Origin of the sequence: Kluyvera ascorbata ATCC 33433 (assembly GCF_000735365.1) — a bacterium.
GTDB lineage: Bacteria > Pseudomonadota > Gammaproteobacteria > Enterobacterales > Enterobacteriaceae > Kluyvera > Kluyvera ascorbata.
The window spans coordinates 56,801-80,480 of record NZ_JMPL01000010.1 but is presented as its reverse complement, the minus strand read 5'-3'; the positions used below and the strand labels follow the sequence as shown (position 1 = coordinate 80,480).

Sequence of the window (23,680 nt, the reverse complement as noted above, 5' to 3'; positions counted from 1 at the left end):
TCACCGCCGAAGGTCTTGCGCCATTAAGCTCCTAGAAAAAGAAGGTATCCCAACGCTTGGCACCGCCGTCTACAGTGCCTCTCAGGGGCTACTGGCGGCGCTGGCAGGTGCAAAATACGTTGCGCCATACGTCAACCGCGTTGATGCACAGGGCGGGGACGGCATTCGTATGGTTCAGGAGCTGCAATCATTGCTGGAACTGCACGCCCCGGAGAGCAAAGTGCTGGCCGCCAGTTTCAAAACCCCGCGCCAGGCGTTGGACTGTTTATTGGCTGGATGTGAAGCCATCACACTTCCTTTAGATGTAGCGCAACAAATGCTCGGCACTCCCGCAGTAGAGTCAGCTATAGAGAAGTTTGAGCAAGACTGGAAAAACGCATTTGGTAATCTGAACCTGTAGGAGAAATGTATGGATCGCATTATTCAATCACCAGGTAAGTATATTCAGGGTGCAGACGTGATCACACGTCTTGGTGACTACCTGAAACCAATGGCCAATAGCTGGCTGGTCGTCGGTGATAAGTTCGTGCTGGGATTTGCCGAAGAGACGCTGCGTAAAAGCCTGACCGGCGCAGGCTTGTCCGTTGAAATCGCGCCGTTCGGCGGCGAGTGCTCGCAGAACGAAGTTAACCGTCTGCAAGACGTGGCAAACAGCGCAAAATGCAGCGCCATTTTAGGCATCGGCGGTGGGAAAACGCTGGATACCGCTAAAGCGCTGGCCCACTTTATGAATCTGCCGGTCGCGATTGTTCCCACCATCGCCTCTACCGATGCACCGTGCAGCGCGCTCTCCGTTCTGTATACCGATGACGGTGAATTCGACCGCTATCTGATGCTGCCGCATAACCCGAACATGGTTATCGTCGACACCAAAATTGTCGCCGGTGCCCCAGCACGTCTGCTGGCAGCCGGTATTGGCGATGCGCTGGCCACCTGGTTTGAAGCACGCGCCTGCTCACGCAGCGGCGCCACCACCATGGCCGGCGGCAAATGCACCCAAGCCGCGCTGGCGCTGGCCGAGCTGTGCTACAACACGCTAATTGAAGAAGGCGAAAAAGCAATGCTGGCCGCCGAGCAGCACGTGGTGACTCCAGCGTTGGAGCGCGTGATTGAGGCCAACACCTATCTGAGCGGCGTCGGCTTTGAGAGCGGTGGTCTGGCCGCAGCACACGCCATCCACAACGGCATGACGGCGATTCCGGACGCGCATCATTACTACCATGGCGAGAAAGTCGCGTTCGGTACGCTGACTCAGCTGGTTCTGGAAAACGCCTCAGTGGAAGAAATTGAAACCGTTGCCGCCCTGTGCCACAGCGTCGGCCTGCCGATCACCCTGGCGCGGCTGGATATCAAAGAAGATATTCCGGCGAAAATGCGCCTGGTCGCGGAAGCGGCCTGCGCCGAAGGGGAAACCATCCACAACATGCCTGGCGGCGCGGACCCTGACCGCGTTTACGCGGCGCTGTTGGTGGCCGATCAGTATGGGCAGCGTTTTCTGCACGAGTGGGAGTAATGAAATAAAGTAGCCCGGCCGAACGAAGTGACGCCGGGACCTCCCCGGAGTCGCCGCTAACGCGTCTCGTCCGGGCTACCTTAAGCCCACGAACAAAAATCCCCGCTTTCGCGGGGATTTTTTTATTCCATCACGCCCACCTTACAGCAGGTCGAAACGGTCCAGGTTCATCACTTTCACCCATGCCGCCACGAAGTCTTTCACAAACTTCTCTTTCGCATCGCTGGAAGCATAAACCTCAGCCAGCGCGCGCAGTACGGCGTTAGAGCCAAAGACCAGGTCAGCGCGCGTTGCGGTGTATTTCACCTCACCGCTCGCACGGTCACGGCCTTCGAACAGCTCAGACGTTTCGTCAGTCGCTTTCCACTCGGTGCGCATATCCAGCAGGTTGACGAAGAAGTCAGTGCTGAGCGCGCCCACGTTGTCGGTAAAGACACCGTGGTTGCTACCGTCGAAGTTCGCACCTAGTACACGCATACCACCAACCAGTACGGTCAGTTCCGGCGCAGTCAGGGTCAGCAGCTGTGCTTTGTCGATCAGCAGAGATTCGGTGGTCGCTTCGCCCGGTGCCGCACGATAGTTACGGAAACCATCAGCGATCGGTTTAAGCAGCTCAAACATCTCGATGTCCGTCTGATCCTGACGCGCATCTACGCGACCCGGCGTGAACGGCACTTTGATGTTAACGCCGGCCGCTTTCGCTGCCTGCTCAACGCCCACCACACCTGCCAGCACGATGATATCGGCCAGAGAAGCTTTGTGCGCTGACTTATAGATACCTTCCAGCACCGGCAGAACGCGAGCCGCCGTGGCGTTCACTTCCCAATCACGCTGTGGCGCAAGCGCCAGACGAGCACCGTTCGCACCACCGCGTTTATCACCGCCGCGGAAGGTGGAAGCCGAAGCCCACGCAACCGACACCAGTTCGCTCACGGAGAGGCCGGACGCTGCAATATCCGCCTTCAAGCTTTCGATATCTTCGGCGGTCGGGTTGAAGAACGCATGCGGCAGCGGATCCTGCCAAATCAGATCTTCACGTGGCACTTCTGGCCCGATGTAACGCGCTTTTGGCCCCATATCGCGGTGGGTCAGTTTGAACCACGCGCGGGCAAAGGCTTCGTTAAAGGCCTGCGGGTCGTTCAGGAAGCGGCGAGAAATTTTCTCGAAGTCCGGGTCGAAGCGCAGCGTCAGGTCGGTCACCAGCATGGTTGGTTTACGTTTTTTCGACGGGTCGAACGGATCTGGGATCAGGTCCGGTGCGTCAACCGCTTCAAACTGGATTGCGCCAGCCGGGCTGCGGGTCTGCACCCATTCGTATTTGAACAGGTTCTCGAAGAAGTAGTTGCTCCACTGGGTAGGGGTCTGCGTCCAGACCACTTCCAGACCGGAAGTGATGGCATCTTTACCCGCCCCGCTGCCGAAGCTGTTTGCCCAGCCCAGGCCCTGAGATTCAATAGGTGCCGCTTCCGGATCCGGACCGACATGCGTAGCCGAAGCCGCGCCGTGGGTTTTGCCCAACGTGTGACCACCGGCAATCAGCGCCACGGTCTCTTCGTCGTCCATCCCCATGTTACCGAAGGTGGCGCGAATCGCCGCTGCCGCAGACAGCGGTTCACCGCTGGCGTTTGGCCCTTCCGGGTTCACGTAGATGAGGCCCATTTCGGTAGCTGCGAGCGGGCGTTTTGCCAGCTCTTCCGGGTCACGGTGTGCCAGCCAGGCTTTTTCATCACCCCAGTTTACGTCCTGATCTGGTTCCCACACGTCTTCACGCCCGGCACCAAAACCAAAGGTACGGAAGCCAGAGTTTTCCAGCGCCACGTTACCCGCAAGGATATACAGGTCGGCCCAGGAAATTTTCTGCCCATATTTCTGTTTGATTGGCCACAGCAGACGACGCGCCTTATCCAGACTCACGTTATCTGGCCAGGAGTTCAGCGGTGCAAAACGCTGTTGACCGCGCCCTGCGCCACCGCGACCATCGGTAGAACGGTAGGTACCCGCGCCGTGCCATGCCATGCGGATAAACAGCCCCACATAGCTCCCCCAGTCTGCTGGCCACCAGGACTGCGAATCAGTTAACAGCGCACGAATATCACCTTTCAGTGCGGAGTAATCTAATTTGCTGAATTCTTTGCGATAATCGAAGTCTTCACCCAGCGGGTTAGATCGATTGGAATGCTGATTAAGTAAATCAACGCGAAGCTGCTTCGGCCACCAGTCCTTGCTACTGGTGCCAGCGCCGGCGCTTAAATCGTGATCACCACCGTGGTGGAAAGGACATTTACCTGCGTTCTGGATATCGTCTGGCGTGCTCATCACTATGCTCCCTTACAGTATTTATCGTTAAGATATACACCCCTGCTGATAAGTTATAGCTGAAATGACCCACGGATTTGATAGTTAATTCCTCTTATTTTTCCCTTGTCAGAGAGGAATTTCTGCGCAGGTCAGCCTTATCCTTACATAATTTGGGGTAAGTTGACTGTGATCGATCGAGAGAAACGACAAGAAACCCCTCAAAATATAAGGAGTTTCTTATTTCTAAGCAGGGAATTTGAACGCGAGCCGCTGCCCGGTGGCGCTTCGCTTACCGGGCCTACAAAATACCAATGTCGTAGGCCGGATACCGGATAAGCGTAGCGCTATCCGGCAAAATATTACGCCGGACGCACGCCCAGCGTGTGGCAAATGGCGTAGCTCATTTCCGCGCGGTTCAGCGTGTAGAAGTGGAAATCTTTCACCCCTTCGCGGCTCAGAATTTTCACCATGTCCATGGCGATGTTCGCGCCCACCAGCTTGCGGGTTTCGGCGTCATCGTCGAGGCCGTCGAACATTGCCGACATCCAGGCAGGAATGCGCACGTTGGTCATGTCGGCAAATTTCTTCGCCTGCTTGAAGTTCGACACCGGCAGAATGCCCGGGATAATTTCCACATCAATGCCCGCCGATACGCAGCGGTCACGGAAGCGCAGATAGCTTTCAACGTCGAAGAAGAACTGGGTGATGGCGCGATTTGCACCGGCCTCCACTTTACGTCGCAGGTTAAGCAGGTCCGCCTGTGCGCTTTTCGCTTCCGGGTGTACTTCCGGGTACGCTGCCACGGAGATATCAAAGTCGGCCACGTCTTTCAGCAAAGTGACCAGATCGGAGGCATACATTTCCGGCTTGCCGCTGCCCGGAGGCAGATCACCACGCAGGGCGACGATATGACGGATGCCGTTGTTCCAGTAATCCTGGGCGATAGCACGCAGTTCGTCGCGTGTCGCATCGATACAAGTCAGGTGCGGTACCGCTTCCAGACCCGTGCGATCTTTAATACCTTTGATGATGCTGTGCGTACGGTCGCGCTCGCCGGAGTTCGCCCCGTAGGTGACCGACACAAATTTCGGCTTCAGGCTGCTTAGGCGGTCGATAGAGTTCCACAGGGTTTGCTCCATTTCACTGGTGCGCGGCGGGAAAAATTCGAAAGAAACGTTAATCTGCCCTGCAACTTCGGCCAGACTCTGGTTCAGCGCTTCCCGCTGGTTGGCGTGAAAAAAGCTCATACCTTACCCCTATCAATCACGTGTCATTATTGTTGTGTTGTAAACATCTATCCGTTTAGACGTCTGGATGTAAAAGTGCCCCAAAAGCGGTCAGTCGTCAATAGAAAAATCCGCGTAAAAAGTGAGTTCTCTGCAATCAAGATGAAAAATTTTCACCTCTCCGGTAAATGGAGCAGGCTGTGCTGTCAGAGAACGATTTCCCGCACATAAATAGTTTGGCAACCCTCTCACACGCTCCCCGTCTGGTCACATTAACCACACTTTCACTATGGCATAGAATTTGAGAACTAGATCTCATATTTTTCACGCATTCGCCTACTAAACAAAAATTCAATTGCAGACGTTAATGACTTGTTTCACGATAAGTAGAACGTTCTACTATAACGTTATACCTAATATAAACAGGGTTACTAAAAGCACGCACGAAGAGGCGTCTATCGGGGGAAATCAGTATGAGTCTGATTCAAAGTGTTGTTAAATCGCTTTCCAAACTGTCGATGATTGGCCGCGCGCTGATGCTGCCGATCTCGCTTCTGCCCGCGGCGGGTTTGCTGCTGGCGTTCGGGGATAAATTCCATCTGCCGCTGATGATGAACGCCGGTGGGATTATCTTCGACAACCTGCCAATGCTGTTTGCCATCGGCTCTGCCGTCGGCCTGGCCTCCGAATCCGGCATCGCGGCGCTGTCCGCCGCCGTCTCCGTGTTTGTTACCAACATCACCATCAGTACCGTGCTGGGCATTACGCCGGAAATGGCGGGACAAGGCGGGAAATACGCGATGGTGGTGGGGATTCCAACCCTGCAGATGGGTGTCTTTGGCGGCCTGATTTGCGGCATCCTGGCGGCGTGGTGCTTTAACCGCTTCCACAAAATGCAGCTGCCTGAATTCCTCGGCTTCTTCTCCGGCAAACGCTTCGTGGCGATTGCCACCGCGCTGCTGTCGTTCGTGCTCGGTCTGATCCTGCCATACATCTGGCAGCACATTCAGGCGGGTATTGATGCGCTGTCTGTGGTTATCAACGGTGATAATCAGGCAGCCTCGACCTTTATCTTCGGACTGGTTGAACGTGCGTTGATTCCGCTCGGCCTGCACCACATCTGGTATCCGTCGTTCTGGTACTCCTTCGGCGACTACACCACCCACGCCGGTCAGGTTATCCACGGCGACCAGACTATCTGGTTCAAAATGCTGGAAGAAGGGGTGAAATCCTTCAGCAGCGATACCTACCAGAACGCCGGTAAATTCATGCAGGGCGAGTTCCCGCTGATGCTGTTCGCGCTGCCAGCGGCCTGTCTGGCGATGTACCACGAAGCGCACACTAAGAATAAAAAAATCGCCGCCGGTATTCTGTTCTCCGCCGCGCTGACCTGCTTCCTGACCGGGATCACCGAGCCGGTTGAGTTCACCTTTATCTTTGTGGCGCCAATTCTCTACGTCTTCAACGCCATCATGGCCGGTCTCTCCTACATGGTGATGTACCTGCTGCATGCGCATATCGCCAAGTCGTTCTCGGCCGGGCTTATCGACTACATCTCCTTCGGGATCCTGCCGTCGTTTAACGGCTACCAGACCAACTTCCTGAACGCGATTATCGTCGGTATCCCGATGGGGCTGATTTACTACTTCACCTTCCGCTTTGTGATTCGCCGTTTCGACGTCAAAACGCCGGGCCGCACGGAAACCACGGTCAGCGCCAACGACAAAACCGACGAAGATCTGGCAACGGAGATTATCGACCTGCTGGGCGGCGAGCATAACATCGCTTCCGTGGGCTCCTGCATTACCCGCCTGCGTCTTGAAGTGGCGGATAAAGGGCCGGTGGACAAAGATGGGCTGAACAATATCGGCGCTCGCGGGGTCGTTTTCGTCGGCGATCACGGAATTCAGGTAATATTTGGCGCACGAGCGCAATTTATCGCAGAAACCATGTCGACGATGATTGGCAAATAATCATAAGATTATGATCGGTTGGAGGTTCCCGTTCTGATGGGAGCCTCCTTGTTTTGTGTGGATTGGCGTGACGGCTCAGGGAGCGATTTTTGAAGAAGGTCAGCATAATTGATGTCGCGAAGCGAGCGGGCGTATCGGTTTCTACCGTGTCGCTGGTGCTTCGCCAGAAAGGCAAAATCTCCGATGCCACCATCGAAAAAGTGCAGGCCGCCATTCTTGAGCTGGGCTACGTCCACAATGTCGCCGCCGCCAACCTTCGCGCAAACACCTCCAACCTGATTGGTCTTATTCTTCGCGACTTCAGCGACAGCTTTTCCATCAAAGTGATGGCGAGCATCGTGCAGGAACTGGAAGCGCAGGGCTATATGGTTTTTCTCGGTCAGCCGCTGAACGAGCATGAACACCTGGAGCGCTGCCTGCTGTCTTTCAAGCAACAAGGGGTTGCCGGGGTTATCTATCTGGCCTCCGATTCCCGCCGCGATACGTTACCCGCACAAATTCGTCAGTGCCCGCTACCGCTGGTTGTTGTCTCGCAGTCGCCCATTCAGGATGAGTGCAATCGCGTGCTGCGCGATAACCAACAGGCAGCAAGTCTGGCAACGCGCTATCTGCTTGAGCGCGGTCATCGCTATATCGCCTATCTCGGCGGCCTGGAGAACGACCTGATTCGCCAGCAGCGCCTCGTAGGATTTCGCAACACCCTCACCCGTCTTGGGATTACTCACCGCGAAGAGTTTAGCCCTGCCTGCGGCGACGATACCTACGCCGCCAGCGTGGCCACGCGCCAACTGCTGGAAAACAACAACGCGATTACTGCACTGCTTTGCCACTCACCGGATGCCATGATCGGCTGTATTGATGGGATTCATAAGGTGGGACGCACGGTAGGTAAAGATGTCTTCCTGACGCAGCAGGTCGCTCTGATTGGCTTTGAGGATATGCTGCACATCAACCTCACGTCACCTGCCTTTACCTATGTCTCTTCCGCCAGCGAAGAGAGCGGACGGCAGGCAGCCACGCTGATGATCCGCAAGCTCAAAGAGCCTGCGCTAGAGAATCAGTCGATCACGCTTTCCGGTCAGTTAGTGACCCGTGAGTCGGCCTGAGCCATCTCCAGAAGCCAGGCAAGACGCGCGGCATTTTCCGGTAACATCACCAGGCCACATTCCACGCAGAGCGCCGTTTCATCAATCGCCCGGAAAACCACGCCCTGGCGCTGAATAGCGGCAAATGAGGCGGGAAACAGGCTCAGCCCTTCGCCGCGAGCAATACGCGCCAGCAGCACATCATGTTCCAGAGGTTCTTCCAGGCAGGCAGGGACATAGCCAACACGACGGAAAATATCGCGGGTAAAGTCGAAGAAAGCCGGATTACGTTCGCGTTTAAACCAGAATAGCGGCCTGCCGTTCAGCGTGCTCAGCGTCAGTCGCTCTTGTTCCGCCTCCGGCCATTGCGCGGGCAGCGCCGCAATCAGTGGCTCCTGCCGATTTAGCCGCGTAAGACTGAGCGCCGAGGTCTCCAGCGGTAGCGCGACCAGCGCGGCATCCAGTTTCCCCCGACGTACCTGACGCACCAGCTCCGGCGAGCCATGCCGTACCACGTGCAGCGCCTCCACCTGCGCCGCCAGCACGGCTTCCAGCGAAGCAAAAACGCCCTGCTCAAACGCGGTGGTCAGCCCTATGCGTAGCGACGGTGCTTCTGCCTGCGCGAGTTGGCTCAAGGCCATATAGGTCTCATCCTGCTGCGCCAGCAGCGGGCGAATAATCTCCAGCACCCGCAGTCCATCAGCCGTTAACGTCAGCCCCTTGGTATGCCGGACAAAAAGAGTCACCCCCAGCCGTTCTTCAAGCTGGCGAATATGGCGGCTTAACGGCGGCTGCGACATATATAACCTGTCAGCCGCGCGGCGCATGTTGTTCTCTTCCGCTACCACGGCAAAGTAGCGTAGCAGGCGGATATCCAGAGCGTGCAAGGGAGATGTAGTCATACCGAAAAGGTATCACGGAATCGGTATTATCCAAATGGAACCACGCGCCCTATCCTCTCGCCATACGCTAACTAACGAGGGGCTTATCATGAATTCAGAACGCTATATTACTGGCCAGAAAATGCTGCAACAGGTTGATGGGAAAGGGGGGGATGCCGTTGTCGATAGCCTGAAGGATATCGCGCCGGACTTCGCCCGCTATCTGCTTGAATTTCCGTTTGGCGATATTTATGCGCGTCCGGGTCTGGACCTTCGCAGTCGGGAAATTGCCACCGTCGCCGCGCTCACCGCCATGGGTAACGCCGCACCTCAGCTTAAGGTACACATCGCCGCTGCGCTGCACGTTGGCTTAACGCAGAACGAGATTATTGAGGTGATTATGCAGATGGCGGTTTATGCGGGATTTCCGGCGGCGCTAAACGGCCTGTTCGCCGCAAAAGAGGTGTTTGCGGCGAACAATGAACGCTAATTACAACAGCTGCGCCAGACGGTTGATATCCGATTGAATCGCCCCGGCGGTCACATCGCGACCGGCGCCCGGCCCACGAATCACCAGCGGGTTATCGCGGTACCAGCGGCTTTCAATCGCAAAGACGTTATCGCACGGCAGCAGCGATGCCAGCGGGTGCTCCTGACGCACGGCTTCTACGCCAACGCGGGCTTTACCGTTCGCATCGAATCGCGCCACGTAACGCAGCACCAGTCCCATCTCCTGCGCCGCTTCCAGGCGCTGGAGCATCTGCTCGTTGAGCTCATCGCCATTTTCAAAGAAGTGGTCGATTGAGCCCTCTTCACAGTGCGCGGGCACCAGAGACTCAACGCGTACCTGGTCCGGCTCGATATCGTAGCCCGCTTCACGCGCCAGAATCACCAGCTTACGCATCACGTCTTTACCGGAAAGGTCGACGCGCGGATCGGGTTCAGTCAGCCCCTGCTGCCAGGCCTGATCCACCAGTTCGGTAAACGGCACGCTGCCGTCGAACTGTAAGAACAGCCAGGAGAGCGTCCCGGAGAAGATACCGCTAATCGCCAGAATACTGTCGCCGCTGTCGATCAAGTCGCGCACGGTGTGGTTCACCGGCAGACCCGCGCCGACGGTCGCGTTATACAGCCAGTGGCGGCCGGTTTTATCGAACGCATCGTGGATCTGGCGATATTTATCGCTGCTGCTGGCCCCGGCCAGCTTGTTGGCGCTGATCACATGGAAACCGTGGCTGGCGAAATCAAGATACTGATCGGCCAACTGCGGGCTGGCGGTCACGTCCAGTACCACGAGATCGTCGTACGGGTGGGCGCGCATCCACAGGAACAGCGATTCTTCATCCTGTTCAATAGCTTCATCGTCGAAGAAGGCCAGCGCGCGGCTGGCGTCGAGCCCTTCATAGTTCAGCAGGCTGCGGCGGCTATCGACCACCCCGGCCAGCACAAACTCAAAACCGGTGCGGGCAGAAAGCGTGCTTTGCTCACGGGCAAACAGCTCCAGCCAGCGGGAACCAATATTGCCTTTGCCAAACAGCATCAGGCCGATACGTTTTTCCGCACGGAACAGCGACTGGTGCAAACCCTGAATCAGGCTTTCGGTTGGCCCTGCGCGCAGCACGGCGACCAGGCTGATGCCCTCTTCGGACTGCCAGGTAAACTCAACCGGCTGGCCTTTCAGCTGCTGCCAGAAACGGTGGCAGTGCAGTGGGTTACGGGTGACGCCCGCGCCTACCATTGCCACCAGCGCCAGACCCTGACGCAGGCGAAGCTCGCCCGGCAGGCCCGCTTCATCAAGAATTTTCAGCGCGCTGTCGGCCACTTCTGAGGTGTAGCAAAACTGCAGCAGCTTATGGTCAGCGTGCACGCCTACCGCCAGTGGGCGGACTTGGGCGCGCTTGAGTAATTGGTCTATCTCTTTATACGCCAGCTTGAAGTCCTGGCTTGCCGGAACGCGGAACTCAATCAGGCAGACGTCATCATGGCTGGTAACAATACGCGCGCCGGTACCGGAAGCGAGCACGCGCTCAATGCGCGTAGAACCCTGATCCGGCGTATAGCTACAGCGTAATTGCAGGTCGATATCGCTGCCGGAAACCGGCTGCAAGGTACGAGCGTGGAGCACCGGTGCGGCAAGACGCGCCAGCTCGCTGGCTTCATCCAGACGCAGCAGCGGAAGCAGGCACGCATCTTTCACTTTACGCGGGTCGGCGCTGTACACCCCAGCCACGTCGCTCCAGATGGTGACGCGGGAAACCCCCGCCAGCGCACCGATTTGTGTCGCGGAGTAGTCAGAGCCGTTACGCCCCAGCAGCACGGTTTCACCCGCGTTGTTGCGGCTGATAAAACCGGTCACGACCAGACGTTTTCCCGGATGCTGCGCCAGAAGCTGTTGCAGCAGCGGATAAGAGAGGCCTTCATCAACCTGCGGCTGCGCGGAGCGCTCGGCGCGTAAAAACGCGCGTGCATCCAGCCAGGCGGCGTCCAGACCTTGCAGCTTCAGGACTTCCGCCATCAAACGAGCCGACCACAGTTCACCGTGACCGACCACTTCCGCATAAACCGCATCGCTGACGCCGTTATCCAGAAGCCCGGCCAGGCGTTCCAGGTCGTGAATGAAGTCAGCAATCATGCCGTCGGCAATCTCGGCAGGCAGCAGGCCGCTAATCAGATCGGACTGATAGCGGCGCAGCGTCTGCTGAACCTGATGCGCAGAGAGGCGGTCGGTCTGGCTGAGTTTCAGCCAGCTAATCAGCTGGTTGGTGGTGCTCCCTGCGGCGGAAACGACCATCATATCGCCGGGCTGAGAGTACTCCGTCATAATACCGGCAACGCGCAGGTAACACTTCACATCCGCCAGACTACTCCCACCAAATTTATGCAGCTGACGCTCTTTCGCCCCTGCCTGCGCAATCACACTCATGTTTACCCCTCTGCTGCGACCCGGAATCCATTTTCCAGATCGGCAATTAAGTCCTGGCTATCTTCAATACCGGTTGAGATACGCAGTAGCGTCTCAGAAATACCTGCGGCCGCGCGCGCTTCCGGGGCCATGCCCGCGTGGGTCATGGTGGCCGCGTGAGAAATCAGGCTCTCTACCCCACCCAGCGATTCCGCCAGCGTGAAGAGCGACAGCCCGCTCAGGAAGCGACGCAGCGTCTGTTCGTCACCGTTCAGTTCAAAGCTCAGCATCGCACCAAACCCTTTCTGCTGGCGAGCGGCAATTTCATGCCCCTGGTTATCCGGCAAAGAAGGATGATACAGCTTTTTCACCAGCGGCTGGGTTTTCAGGAAATCGACAATCGCCTGGGCGTTGCGCTGCGCCACATCCATACGTGGTACGAGCGTACGCAGGCCGCGCAGCAGCAGATAGCTGTCGAACGCGCCGCCGGTGACGCCGATATTATTCGCCCACCATGCCAGTTCTGTGACCGTTTCTGGATCTTTTGCAATCACCACGCCGGCGACCACATCGGAGTGGCCGTTCAGATATTTGGTGCAGGAGTGCAGGACCAGATCCGCTCCGAGCGACAGCGGGTTTTGCAGCGCCGGGCTCAGGAAGGTGTTATCCACCACGCTGACCGCACCGGCGTCACGCGCCAGTTGGCAGATTTTCGCAATATCCACCACGCGCAGCAGCGGGTTGCTTGGGCTTTCGACCAGCACTAGCTTTGGTTTTTCCGCCAGCGCCGCTTTTAACGCTTCATCATTGCCCTGATCGACAAACAGCACGCGATAGCAGCCACGTTTTGCCAGACTGTCGAACAGCCGGTAGCTGCCGCCGTAGCAGTCGTGTGGAGCAACCAGCAGGTCGCCAGGCTTGAGGAATACGGTAGTCACCAGATGAATCGCCGACATGCCCGTATTGGTCAGAACCGCGCCTGCGCCTCCTTCCAGTTCGGCCAGCGCCCGCTGAACCACATCACGCGTCGGGTTACCGCGACGTGAATAGTCATGCGCACGCGGCTCGTTAAAGCCGGTAAAGTTATAGGTACTGGAAAGATGAATAGGCGGGACAACACAACCATACTGCTCGTCGTCATTTAATCCGCTACGCACTGCGATGGTGGCCTGTTTACGGGTCATGAGGATTCGTTCCTGGCAAGGTCGGTGAAAAGTCGGACTCCAGAGTAAACATTGTTACCATAGCCGTCAATACATCTAGACTTCTAAACTTCTTTGCGTATAGATTGAGCTATTGGCAAATAGCCGTTAAAATTATATGCATTAGCGCACATCTGCGAAGCCGAAGCTCGTGTCACAGCAGGGCTCTGTACGGTAAACTACGCGCGATCACGGCCGTGACCCGGCCTGTTAACTTATGACTAGAGGATTAAAGGTATCTCATGGCTGAATGGAGCGGCGAATATATCAGCCCATACGCTGAGCACGGTAAGAAGAGTGAGCAAGTAAAAAAAATTACGGTTTCCATTCCTCTGAAGGTGTTGAAGATCCTCACCGATGAACGCACGCGTCGTCAGGTGAACAACCTGCGTCACGCCACCAACAGCGAACTGCTGTGTGAAGCGTTCCTGCATGCATTTACCGGTCAACCGTTACCTAACGATGAAGACCTGCGTAAAGAGCGCAGCGATGAAATTCCGGAAGCGGCGAAAGAAATTATGCGTGAACTGGGGATTGACCCGGATACGTGGGAGTACTGATTTGCTGACAAAGCCGGGAAACGTCAACGTTTTCCGGCTTTTTTATTGGTGGCCCTGAAGCGGAACCCCAGACATAAAAAAACCGCCTCATGAGGCGGTTTTCTATAATTTGTTCAGTGTCTTAGAAGCGAGTCACTTCAGGATGCAGCTCAGACATAGAGATCAGGTAGGAAACAAAAACGTTTTTGATTGCAGTCAGCATAGTCACACCTTTACCCGTATTAATCTTGAGGTCATTTGATGTGCAGATAATAACCGCATCCGGTGTGCCCTGCAACTTTTTTGTGACCAATATCACAAAAAATAGCGTATGAGCTGCCGTTTGGAAAAATAAAAGGCGGTAAGAGTGCCCCACCGCCTTTTCTACTCTGTATTACTTGCTGATCCCGTTGAATTTATTCAACGTTTCTTCCATTTTGAGCGTCTCTTTACGGTTCAGCGGATAGAAATAAATCAAGATAACGGCCGCCAGGAACAGACATAAGGCTGGTAGCAGGTTCGCCATGGTGTAAATATTTTCCTGCACAATACGGGTTTGTACGGCACCACCTGTTGATGAAGACTGGTAGCCAATGATCGCCAGCATAAAGCCACCAATAGCCCCAGCGCACGCCTGGCCTATCTTACGAGCAAAGAAGTTCACACCATACACGGTGCCATCCTCACGGTCGCCGGTCACATACTGGTGATAATCGCAAACATCGGTCATAAACGCCCAGATCATCAGGTTGAATAAGCCCGCCCCGAGCGTCGCCAGGAACAGGAAAACCAGATAGACTTTCGGGTCTGTAATGTGAATGAAGTACATCAGCACATACATCACCACCGCAAAGAGCAGCGCACCCACGCTGGCTTCTTTTTTGCCAAACCGCCTGGTGAGCCATGATGCCGACGGCGCCAGCAATACCAGAGATCCAAAGGTAAACAGTAAGGCGACGGACATGGCCTCTTTATTGTGGAAATAGTCGTTGAACAGGTACGTCATATTTGTCCCTGAAAGGCCCTGGTTAATCACAATCAGGAGGTCCACAACAACTAATACGATCAGTGCTTTATTACGCAGCAGCCCTTTGAGCAAAACAGAAACAGGCATGCTCTCTTTTCTCTCCACCCGTACGCGTTCCGTCGTTAAGTGGCAGGTCAGGCTTAAGAAGATAAAACCCAGCACCGCGCAGCCAATAGCAATCCAGAAAAAGTGCTGCCCGGAAATAACCTGACTGCCGTCAACCAGGGTGGTGTACATCAGGATAGGGATAAAGAAGCCGGTAGCCCCACCACCGATTGCCGACCCAACGCTACGATAGGTTGAGAGCGACACACGATCTTCCGGGTTAGAGCTAATTGCCGCTGACATTGCACCGTAAGGGATACTGACGGTCGATAGCAGTGAACCGTAAATAAAATAGGAGCAGCAAATATAGATAATTTTCGCCGTATAAGAAAAATCATGTACAAACGGCAAAAACAGGACGACCGCAATAATACAGAACGGATACTTCATGCGACGCACCCAAGGGTTAAAACGTCCATGAGCGGTCAGTTTAGACGTATCACATAGGCGCCCAACGCCAACGTCGACAAACGCATCAAAGAGCTTGGTCACAAAATAGAGCGACCCAACAATCACACCGGAAACCCCGAGTACGTTCGTGTAATAAATCATTAAGAAACTGTTGACTAACCCGAGAATAAAACAGGTTCCCAGGTCACCACATAAATAACCAATTTTGTCTCTGAATCCGAAAGGTCTGACCGCTATATTTTTATTGCAGCCAGCGATATCTCCATCACTCGACATGATGTCAACTCCTTAGACACATTATTCACGCAAATTATGCGCACATCCTGATGCACCGTTAAATAAACGGAATACGGGAACTCATTATTAGAAGTTGTAACCGAGGCCGATACGATAACGCGTCTGGCGATCGTCGGTGGTTGTCGTGTTATAACCGGAGGAAACGTTACCGATTTCAACAAAAGGAATCCACGAATCAATGTTATAAGCGACGCGGAAGTTATATTCGTAATCATCTTTGCCGTTATTGTAGAGATCTTCGCTATCCGCAACTTTATAAATGCCGTTCAGCTCAAACATCCAATTTTCGATGTTATAACCCAACCAGGCCTCTGGACGATAAACGGTGCGGTCATCGCGTCCATCTCCGTTACGACGGGCATACTCCGTACGGTAGCGGAAAGCCGTCCACCAGTTATCATTAATATTATACTGGACGCGGATATAGGGCTTGTAGATTGCCATATCATCACCCATCTCAACGGCTATCCCTGGCTGCCAGATAAAACCCTTCCATTCAAATTGATAGCTAGCCGTATACTCTGCACTATTCGACTCCATATTGTTTAGCGCATGGTTTGACTCTTTCTCATCGGAGCGAGATACCGCTTCAACGGCGACGCCAAAACCGGTCGCAAAACGATTCGACATATACACACGATCGTAGTTACGGCCATCATCATAGTACTCATGACGATAGTCTACGTAACCCGCATGTGCAGCGCCGGATAATAGTGGAAGAAGTAATAAGGCATATTTCATTTTCATGGTAATTACTCTTTAAAATAATCAGCAACCAGTCCAATCCTCGCTGAGCTATCCGCGCAATGAGTCAAGGCTATTTATTTGTATTTATTTACGCTGATATTTTATTTTGTAATTTACGGTTACACCTTTTTATTACTGCCAACCAACAATGAAAAATGGCAAAAAACTCAAGATGAATAAGATGCAGATCACCAACAACAATGATTAGTTGCTATAAATAGGTTATTAGACAAATATAATTAAAATAAATCCAATAATAAAATTCACTCAGAAATAAAAATAGCGCTGCTATAAATATATATTTTTCTTATTTATTAAAAAAAGCATTCAGCAATAAAATGGAATGAATTATAAAGATAGGCGGAAAGCAGCGCCGTTTTTCGGGCACAAAAAAAGCGCCCTGAGGCGCTTTTTCGCTTGGCAACTTACTTGCTGCCTGGGATGCTGAAACGCTTGTTGAAGCGGTCAACACGGCCACCGGTAGCAACATCACGCTGCTTGCCAGTATAGAACGGGTGGCATTTACCGCACACGTCCAGGTTCAGGTCGTGACCAACGGTAGAGCGGATCTGCATGACGTTACCGCAAGAACAAGTTGCAGTAATTTCTTCGTATTTCGGGTGAATATCTTTTTTCATGGGGAAAACCTCGGTTAAGGCCGCGTCGCTCTTCCAGCCCTAACGCCAGACACCACGCGATGTTAATAGTATAGGTCGATGATACAAAGATGCATCAAAGGCCGCGAATCATACAGAATTTGACCAACAGATGCAAACTGATCCGCGTTCCCTTACCACAATGTGTATACTGTCTCGCCAGATTTCAAGTCAGGAAGAAAACATGCCCGTTGCTCACGTTGCCCTGCCTGTTCCGCTGCCCCGCACCTTCGACTACCTGCTGCCTGATGACCTCAGCGCGAAAGCAGGCTGCCGCGTGCGCGTGCCGTTCGGTAAACAGGAGCGCGTGGGGATTGTCGTCTCGGTCAACGAGAGCAGCGAGCTGCCGCGCGATGAGCTAAAAGCGGTCATTGAGGTGTTGGACGGCGAACCGGTCTTCTCCACTTCCGTCTGGCGGCTGCTGCTGTGGGCGGCAGACTATTACCATCATCCTATTGGCGACGTGTTGTTCCACGCGCTGCCCATTTTGCTGCGCCAGGGGAAACCCGCCAGCGCCACGCCGCAATGGTTCTGGTTTGCCACTGAGCAGGGTCAGGCGGTGGACATTAACAGCCTGAAGCGCTCGCCAAAACAACAGCAGGCGCTGGCCGCACTGCGTCAGGGGAAGATCTGGCGCCATCAGGTCGCGGAGCTGGAGTTTAATGAAAGCGCAATGCAGTCGCTGCGCGCCAAAGGGTTTTGCGAGCTGGGCAGCGTTGCGCCGGAAACCATCGACTGGCGCACCACCTATTCCGTACCTGGCGAACGTCTGCGCCTGAATACCGAACAGGCAACCGCCGTAGGAGCGATTCACAGCGCGTCCGACGAATTTTCCGCCTGGCTGCTGGAAGGCATCACGGGTTCGGGAAAAACGGAAGTCTACCTCAGCGTGCTGGAAAACGTGCTGGCGCAGGGTAAGCAAGCGCTGGTAATGGTGCCGGAAATCGGCCTGACGCCGCAAACTATCGCCCGCTTCCGCGAGCGCTTTAATGCACCGGTAGAAGTACTGCACTCAGCGCTGAACGACAGCGAGCGCATGGCCGCCTGGCTCAAGGCCAAAAGCGGTGAAGCGGCGATCGTCATCGGCACCCGTTCATCGCTGTTTACGCCGTTTAAAAATCTTGGCGTCATTGTCATCGATGAAGAGCACGACAGCTCCTATAAGCAGCAGGAAGGCTGGCGCTACCACGCCCGCGACCTTGCGGTATGGCGTGCGCACAGCGAGCAGATCCCCATTATCCTCGGCTCGGCGACACCGGCGTTAGAAACCCTGCTCAACGTACGCCAGCACAAGTATCGCCTGCTGCGCTTGACTCGTCGCGCGGGTAACGCCCGTCCGGCGACCCAGCACGTGCTGGATTTAAAAGGGCAGCAGCTTCAGGCCGGGCTCTCACCGGCGCTGATCAACCGTATGCGCCAGCATTTGCAGGCCGACAACCAGGTCATTTTATTCCTTAACCGCCGCGGGTTCGCCCCTACGCTGCTGTGCCACGACTGCGGCTGGATTGCCGAATGTCCGCGCTGTGACAGCTACTACACGCTGCACCAGGCACAGCATCATCTGCGCTGCCACCACTGTGACAGCCAGCGCCCTATCCCACGCCAGTGCCCATCCTGCGGCTCAACGCACATGGTGCCGGTGGGCTTGGGTACCGAGCAGTTGGAGCAAGTATTAGGCCCGATGTTCCCCGGCGTGCCGCTCTCGCGTATCGACCGCGATACCACCAGCCGCAAAGGCGCGCTGGAACAGCATCTGGCGGAAGTACATCGCGGTGGCGCGCGTATTCTGATTGGTACCCAGATGCTGGCGAAAGGCCACCACTTCCCCGACGTCACGCTGGTTGCCCTGCTGGACGTCGACGGCGCGTTGTTCTCCGCTGATTTCCGCTCGGCAGAACGTTTTGCCCAGCTTTATACCCAAGTTTCCGGCCGCGCCGGACGCGCGGGTAAGCAGGGCGAAGTGGTTTTGCAAACGCACCATCCCGACCACCCGCTGCTGCAAACGTTGCTTTATAAAGGCTACAACGCCTTCGCCGAGCAGGCGCTGGCGGAACGCCAGACCATGCAGTTGCCGCCATACACCAGCCACGTGCTGATTCGCGCCGAAGATCACAACAATCAGCAGGCGCCAGTGTTCCTGCAGCAACTGCGTAACCTGATACAGGCCAGCCCGCTGGCGGATGACAAACTGTGGGTGATTGGCCCGGTTCCGGCGCTGGCAGCGAAACGTGGCGGCCGCTACCGCTGGCAGATACTGCTACAGCACCCTTCACGCATTCGCCTGCAGCACATTGTCACGGCGAGTCTTGCGCTCATCAATACGCTGCCGGAATCCCGCAAGGTGAAGTGGGTTCTCGACGTTGACCCAATCGAAGGTTAATGCAGAGTTGCGAGCGGGATCTAGAAATCAAACAAACATCACATTTCTGATGAAAATTCTGTAACGGATCCCCCTAACTATCTGATAAAAGTGTGTCAGATGTCAGGTCACATAGGACGTGCCTGCGCCAGTTAGCGAGGAGAAATCAGGTGAAGGCTAAAAAACCGGTTGTTGCCGCAACCATGAAGGATGTTGCCCTACAAGCGAATGTCTCTACGGCAACCGTATCTCGTGCATTGATGAACCCAGAGAAAGTCTCGCAGGCCACGCGTAACCGCGTGGAGCAAGCGGCGCTGGAAGTGGGCTACCTGCCGCAGATGCAGGGGCGTAACATGAAGCGCAATGAGTCGCGCACAATTCTGGTTATCGTTCCGGATATTTGCGATCCCTTCTTTAGCGAAGTGATCCGCGGGATCGAGGTGACGGCTGCGGCACAGGGCTATCTGGTGCTGATTGGCGACTGTGCTCACCAGAATCAGCAGGAAAAAACCTTCATCGATTTAATCATCACCAAGCAAATTGACGGCATGCTGCTGCTGGGTTCGCGTCTGCCGTTCGACGCCAGCATTGAAGAGCAGCGCAATCTGCCGCCAATGGTGATGGCCAACGAATTTGCTCCCGAGCTGGGGCTGCCGACGGTACACATCGACAACCTCACCGCCTCGTTTGATGCCGTTAACTATCTTCACGAACTCGGCCACCAGCGCATCGCCTGTATCGCCGGGCCGGAAGAGATGCCGCTGTGCCATTATCGTCTACAAGGCTACGTGCAGGCGCTGCGTCGCTGTGGTATTACCGTCGACCCTCACTATATCGCCCGCGGCAACTTCACCTATGAAGCCGGCGCTAACGCACTGGAACAGCTGCTGGCGCTGCCTCAGCCACCAACCGCCATTTTCTGCCACAGCGATATTATGGCGCTGGGCGCACTCTCTTACGCTAAACGTCAGGGGCTGAAAGTCCCGGATGACCTGTCCATTATTGGCTTCGATAACATCTCGCTGGCTGAATTTTGCGACCCACCGCTAACCACGGTTTCTCAACCACGTTTCGATATTGGTCGGGAAGCCATGCTGCTGTTGCTGAATCAACTGAGCGGGCAGTTTGTTGATAGTGGTTCGCGTCTGCTGGATTGCGAACTGATCATTCGTGGCAGCACAAGCAAAATTTGATGTAAAGCAGGGTGCTTTAGGACTTGCTTGTCTGGTCAAAGCCCCGTCGCTTAAGTAACATGTCGGGCTAACTAACGGAAAAAGACAGCGAAACGATAGTGGCACAACGAGACTATGTACGCCGCAGCCAACAGGCACCTTCGCGGCGCAAGAACAGCGCTTCACGGAATACACGGAAAAAGCAAAGTAACTTTCCGGCAGTCTCTCCTGCCATGGTGGCGATTGCTGCCGCAGTTGTCGTCGTCTTTATCGGCGGTTTGTACTTCATTACGCACCATAAGAAAGAAGAGTCTGAAGCACTCCAGAGCCGCCAGGTGACCGGGAATGGCCTTCCGCCAAAGCCGGAAGAACGCTGGCGCTATATCAAAGAGCTGGAAAGTCGCCAGCCAGGCGTTCGTGCGCCAACCGAACCGTCTGCGGGCGGGGAAGTGATTAACCCGAATCAGCTTACCGACGAGCAGCGCCAGCTGTTGGCCCAGATGCAGGCGGATATGCGCCAGCAGCCAACGCAGCTGACGGAAGTGCCGTGGAACGAGCAAACGCCAGCGCAGCGCCAGCAGACCTTGCAGCGCCAGCGCCTTGCGCAGCAGGCTCAGCAACAGCAGTGGTCGCAGCAGCAGGTCGTACAGCAGCCACAAACGCGCGCGCCGCAGCCGGTTCAGCAGACGCATCAAACCCAGCAGGCGCCAAAGGCAACTGTCTCCAACAAGGCGCCGTATCAGGATCTGCTGCAAACACCAGCGCACACCGCCGCCTCGCAGCCAAAAGCGCAGAGCAATAACGGTATCCCGGAAGTGCGTGAAGTGACGCCGCCGCCGAAGCCAGAGAAAAAAGACGATCGTCGCTGGATGGTACAGTGCGGTTCGTTCAAAGGTGCTGAGCAAGCGGAAACCGTCCGTGCGCAACTGGCGTTTGAAGGCTTTGATTCCAGAATCACCACCAACAACGGCTGGAATCGCGTGGTCATCGGCCCGGTCAAAGGCAAAGAAAACGTCGATAACACCATCGCCCGTCTGAAGCTGGCAGGTCACGGAAACTGCATTAGGCTCGCCTCCGGGGGTTGAAACCCCCAAAAACTCCCCCATCTATACTTACATTCTGCCCCGTACGCGTGACTGCGATACGGGGCCTGTCTATACACGAAATCATTCGAGCTGCATCACAACATGCTTTAGCATGTTGAACAGCGCTTGCGCTGGCCCCGAAGGGGCAAGGCTGTAAGCCGAGTAACGCGGCAAGAGAACGGATCCCCAGGAGCTTACATAAGTACGTGACTGGGGTGAGTGAACGCAGCCAACGCAGAGGCAGCTTGAAGGATGATGTGTATATCTCGTATTTGCAACAAAGGGGTCTGCTCGTGACAACAATAGTAAGTGTTCGCCGTAACGGCCACGTCGTAATCGCCGGTGATGGTCAGGCCACGTTGGGCAATACCGTCATGAAAGGCAACGTGAAAAAAGTCCGCCGTCTGTATAACGACAAAGTGATCGCTGGTTTTGCTGGCGGTACCGCGGACGCCTTCACGCTGTTCGAACTGTTTGAACGTAAGCTGGAAATGCACCAGGGCCATCTGGTCAAAGCCGCCGTTGAGCTGGCGAAAGACTGGCGTACCGACCGTATGCTGCGCAAGCTGGAAGCCCTGCTGGCGGTCGCGGACGAAACCGCATCGCTTATCATCACCGGGAACGGTGACGTCGTGCAGCCAGAAAACGACCTGATTGCTATCGGCTCTGGCGGCCCGTACGCCCAGGCCGCGGCCCGCGCCATGCTGGAAAACACCGAGCTTAGCGCGCGCGAGATTGCTGAAAAAGCGTTGGATATCGCAGGCGACATCTGCATCTATACCAACCATTTCCACACCATTGAAGAATTACCGTCTAAGGCGTAAGGATCTCCCATGTCTGAAATGACCCCACGCGAAATTGTCAGCGAGCTGAACAAACACATTATCGGTCAGGACGCGGCTAAGCGTTCTGTTGCTATCGCCTTACGTAACCGCTGGCGCCGTATGCAGCTCGACGAAGAGCTGCGCCACGAAGTGACGCCGAAAAACATTCTGATGATCGGCCCAACCGGCGTCGGTAAAACCGAAATCGCCCGTCGTCTGGCGAAGCTCGCCAACGCACCGTTCATCAAAGTCGAAGCCACTAAGTTCACCGAAGTGGGCTATGTGGGTAAAGAAGTGGATTCTATCATCCGCGATCTGACTGATTCTGCTATCAAAATGGTACGCGTTCAGTCTATCGATAAGAACCGCTACCGCGCAGAAGAGATGGCCGAAGAGCGCATTCTCGACGTGCTGATCCCACCGGCTAAAAACAACTGGGGCCAGGCAGAGCAGCAGGCCGAGCCTTCCGCCGCGCGCCAGGCATTCCGCAAGAAACTGCGTGAAGGCCAGCTGGACGACAAAGAGATTGAGATCGATCTCGCCGCTGCGCCAATGGGCGTCGAAATCATGTCCCCTCCGGGCATGGAAGAGATGACCAGCCAGCTGCAATCCATGTTTCAGAACCTGGGCGGCCAGAAGCAGAAACCGCGCAAGCTGAAAATCAAAGATGCGATGAAGCTGCTGATTGAAGAAGAAGCAGCGAAGCTGGTGAACCCAGAAGAGCTGAAGCAAGACGCAATCGACGCTGTTGAGCAGCACGGTATCGTGTTCATCGACGAAATCGACAAAATCTGTAAGCGCGGCGAATCCTCCGGCCCGGATGTTTCCCGTGAAGGCGTACAGCGCGACCTGCTGCCGCTGGTTGAAGGCTGCACCGTCTCCACTAAACACGGTATGGTCAAAACCGACCACATCCTGTTTATCGCCTCCGGCGCATTCCAGGTGGCGAAGCCGTCTGACCTGATCCCTGAATTACAGGGCCGTCTGCCGATTCGCGTAGAGCTGCAGGCGCTGACCACCAGCGACTTCGAGCGTATCCTGACCGAGCCAAATGCTTCTGTTACCGTACAGTACAAAGCGCTGATGGCCACCGAAGGCGTGAACATCGAGTTCACCGAATCCGGTATCAAGCGTATCGCCGAAGCGGCATGGCAGGTCAACGAAACCACCGAGAACATCGGTGCCCGTCGTCTGCATACCGTTCTGGAACGTCTGATGGAAGATATCTCCTATGACGCCAGCGACCTCAACGGTCAAAGCATCACAATTGATGCGGAATATGTGAGCAAACATCTGGATGCATTAGTCGCAGATGAAGATCTGAGCCGTTTTATCCTATAATCGCGGTCACTGCATTTTCATCTTTAATTGATGGGGC

Annotated in this window: 18 protein-coding genes and 1 pseudogene; 11 read left to right on the top strand and 8 right to left on the bottom strand. The window is 55.2% G+C overall.

The window, feature by feature from the left end; translation table 11 throughout:
* Both GKAS_RS04920 and gldA read left to right on the top strand, forming a co-directional pair.
* Positions 1-400, top strand: a pseudogene (locus GKAS_RS04920) (transaldolase family protein); the annotation flags it as partial.
* A 9-nt stretch (positions 401-409) separates the two neighbouring features.
* A complete protein-coding gene (gene gldA, locus GKAS_RS04915) occupies positions 410-1,513 on the top strand; it encodes a bifunctional L-1,2-propanediol dehydrogenase/glycerol dehydrogenase (protein WP_035892380.1) in 1,104 nt (367 codons plus the stop codon).
* 141 nt (positions 1,514-1,654) lie between these two features.
* Here gldA and katG read toward each other — a convergent pair whose 3' ends face one another.
* Positions 1,655-3,829 (bottom strand): catalase/peroxidase HPI, encoded by a 2,175-nt coding sequence (katG, locus tag GKAS_RS04910; protein WP_035892379.1) that lies wholly within the window; start codon positions 3,827-3,829, stop codon positions 1,655-1,657.
* A 341-nt stretch (positions 3,830-4,170) separates the two neighbouring features.
* Positions 4,171-5,058 carry a methylenetetrahydrofolate reductase gene (gene metF, locus GKAS_RS04905; protein ID WP_035892378.1) on the bottom strand — a complete coding sequence of 296 codons (888 nt, stop codon included), beginning with the start codon at positions 5,056-5,058 and terminating at the stop codon, positions 4,171-4,173.
* A 452-nt stretch (positions 5,059-5,510) separates the two neighbouring features.
* Between metF and GKAS_RS04900 the strand changes: the two genes are divergently transcribed.
* Positions 5,511-7,010 carry a PTS transporter subunit EIIC gene (locus GKAS_RS04900; RefSeq protein WP_035892377.1) on the top strand — a complete coding sequence of 500 codons (1,500 nt, stop codon included), beginning with the start codon at positions 5,511-5,513 and terminating at the stop codon, positions 7,008-7,010.
* An 89-nt stretch (positions 7,011-7,099) separates the two neighbouring features.
* On the top strand, positions 7,100-8,116 hold the full coding sequence (gene malI, locus GKAS_RS04895) for a Mal regulon transcriptional regulator MalI (protein ID WP_035892376.1): 1,017 nt from the start codon (positions 7,100-7,102) through the stop codon (positions 8,114-8,116).
* Here the strand turns inward: malI and GKAS_RS04890 are convergent.
* On the bottom strand, positions 8,089-8,997 hold the full coding sequence (locus tag GKAS_RS04890) for a LysR family transcriptional regulator (protein ID WP_035892375.1): 909 nt from the start codon (positions 8,995-8,997) through the stop codon (positions 8,089-8,091). The two genes, malI and GKAS_RS04890, sit on opposite strands and share 28 nt — an antisense overlap.
* Positions 8,998-9,085: 88 nt before the next feature.
* Here GKAS_RS04890 and GKAS_RS04885 point away from each other — a divergent pair, with 88 nt between their 5' ends.
* A complete protein-coding gene (locus tag GKAS_RS04885) occupies positions 9,086-9,466 on the top strand; it encodes a carboxymuconolactone decarboxylase family protein (protein WP_035892374.1) in 381 nt (126 codons plus the stop codon).
* Here GKAS_RS04885 and GKAS_RS04880 read toward each other — a convergent pair whose 3' ends face one another.
* Together GKAS_RS04880 and metB are read right to left on the bottom strand one after the other, a co-directional pair.
* Entirely contained in the window at positions 9,467-11,899 is a 2,433-nt protein-coding gene (locus GKAS_RS04880) for a bifunctional aspartate kinase/homoserine dehydrogenase II (RefSeq protein ID WP_035892373.1), read from the bottom strand.
* Positions 11,900-11,901: 2 nt separating this feature from the next.
* Positions 11,902-13,062, bottom strand: coding sequence for a cystathionine gamma-synthase (gene metB / locus GKAS_RS04875; protein ID WP_035892372.1), 1,161 nt, complete (start codon positions 13,060-13,062; stop codon positions 11,902-11,904).
* A 260-nt stretch (positions 13,063-13,322) separates the two neighbouring features.
* Between metB and metJ the strand changes: the two genes are divergently transcribed.
* Positions 13,323-13,640 (top strand): met regulon transcriptional regulator MetJ, encoded by a 318-nt coding sequence (metJ, locus tag GKAS_RS04870; RefSeq protein WP_004107547.1) that lies wholly within the window; start codon positions 13,323-13,325, stop codon positions 13,638-13,640.
* Positions 13,641-14,013: 373 nt separating this feature from the next.
* Here metJ and GKAS_RS04865 read toward each other — a convergent pair whose 3' ends face one another.
* The 3 genes from GKAS_RS04865 to rpmE form a co-directional block, all read right to left on the bottom strand.
* On the bottom strand, positions 14,014-15,438 hold the full coding sequence (locus tag GKAS_RS04865; protein WP_035892369.1) for an MFS transporter: 1,425 nt from the start codon (positions 15,436-15,438) through the stop codon (positions 14,014-14,016).
* A gap of 87 nt (positions 15,439-15,525) precedes the next feature.
* Positions 15,526-16,206, bottom strand: a complete 681-nt coding sequence (locus tag GKAS_RS04860; RefSeq protein WP_035892367.1) for an oligogalacturonate-specific porin KdgM family protein — start codon at positions 16,204-16,206, stop codon at positions 15,526-15,528.
* Positions 16,207-16,631: 425 nt separating this feature from the next.
* Positions 16,632-16,844, bottom strand: a complete 213-nt coding sequence (gene rpmE / locus GKAS_RS04855) for a 50S ribosomal protein L31 (protein WP_035892364.1) — start codon at positions 16,842-16,844, stop codon at positions 16,632-16,634.
* Positions 16,845-17,046: 202 nt separating this feature from the next.
* Between rpmE and priA the strand changes: the two genes are divergently transcribed.
* The 5 genes from priA to hslU all read left to right on the top strand — a co-directional run bounded on the left by priA (position 17,047) and on the right by hslU (position 23,643).
* Positions 17,047-19,242, top strand: coding sequence for a primosomal protein N' (gene priA / locus GKAS_RS04850; protein ID WP_035892363.1), 2,196 nt, complete (start codon positions 17,047-17,049; stop codon positions 19,240-19,242).
* 149 nt (positions 19,243-19,391) lie between these two features.
* Positions 19,392-20,414 carry a DNA-binding transcriptional regulator CytR gene (cytR, locus tag GKAS_RS04845; protein ID WP_035892361.1) on the top strand — a complete coding sequence of 341 codons (1,023 nt, stop codon included), beginning with the start codon at positions 19,392-19,394 and terminating at the stop codon, positions 20,412-20,414.
* Positions 20,415-20,512: 98 nt separating this feature from the next.
* The gene (ftsN, locus tag GKAS_RS04840) at positions 20,513-21,478 is read left to right on the top strand and encodes a cell division protein FtsN (protein ID WP_072011351.1); all 966 of its coding nucleotides are present in this window, start codon (positions 20,513-20,515) and stop codon (positions 21,476-21,478) included.
* 293 nt (positions 21,479-21,771) lie between these two features.
* Positions 21,772-22,302: an ATP-dependent protease subunit HslV gene (gene hslV / locus GKAS_RS04835; protein WP_035892358.1), complete on the top strand. Its 531-nt coding sequence runs from the start codon at positions 21,772-21,774 to the stop codon at positions 22,300-22,302.
* 9 nt (positions 22,303-22,311) lie between these two features.
* Entirely contained in the window at positions 22,312-23,643 is a 1,332-nt protein-coding gene (hslU, locus tag GKAS_RS04830) for an ATP-dependent protease ATPase subunit HslU (RefSeq protein ID WP_035892357.1), read from the top strand.
* The last annotated feature ends 37 nt before the right edge of the window (positions 23,644-23,680 follow it).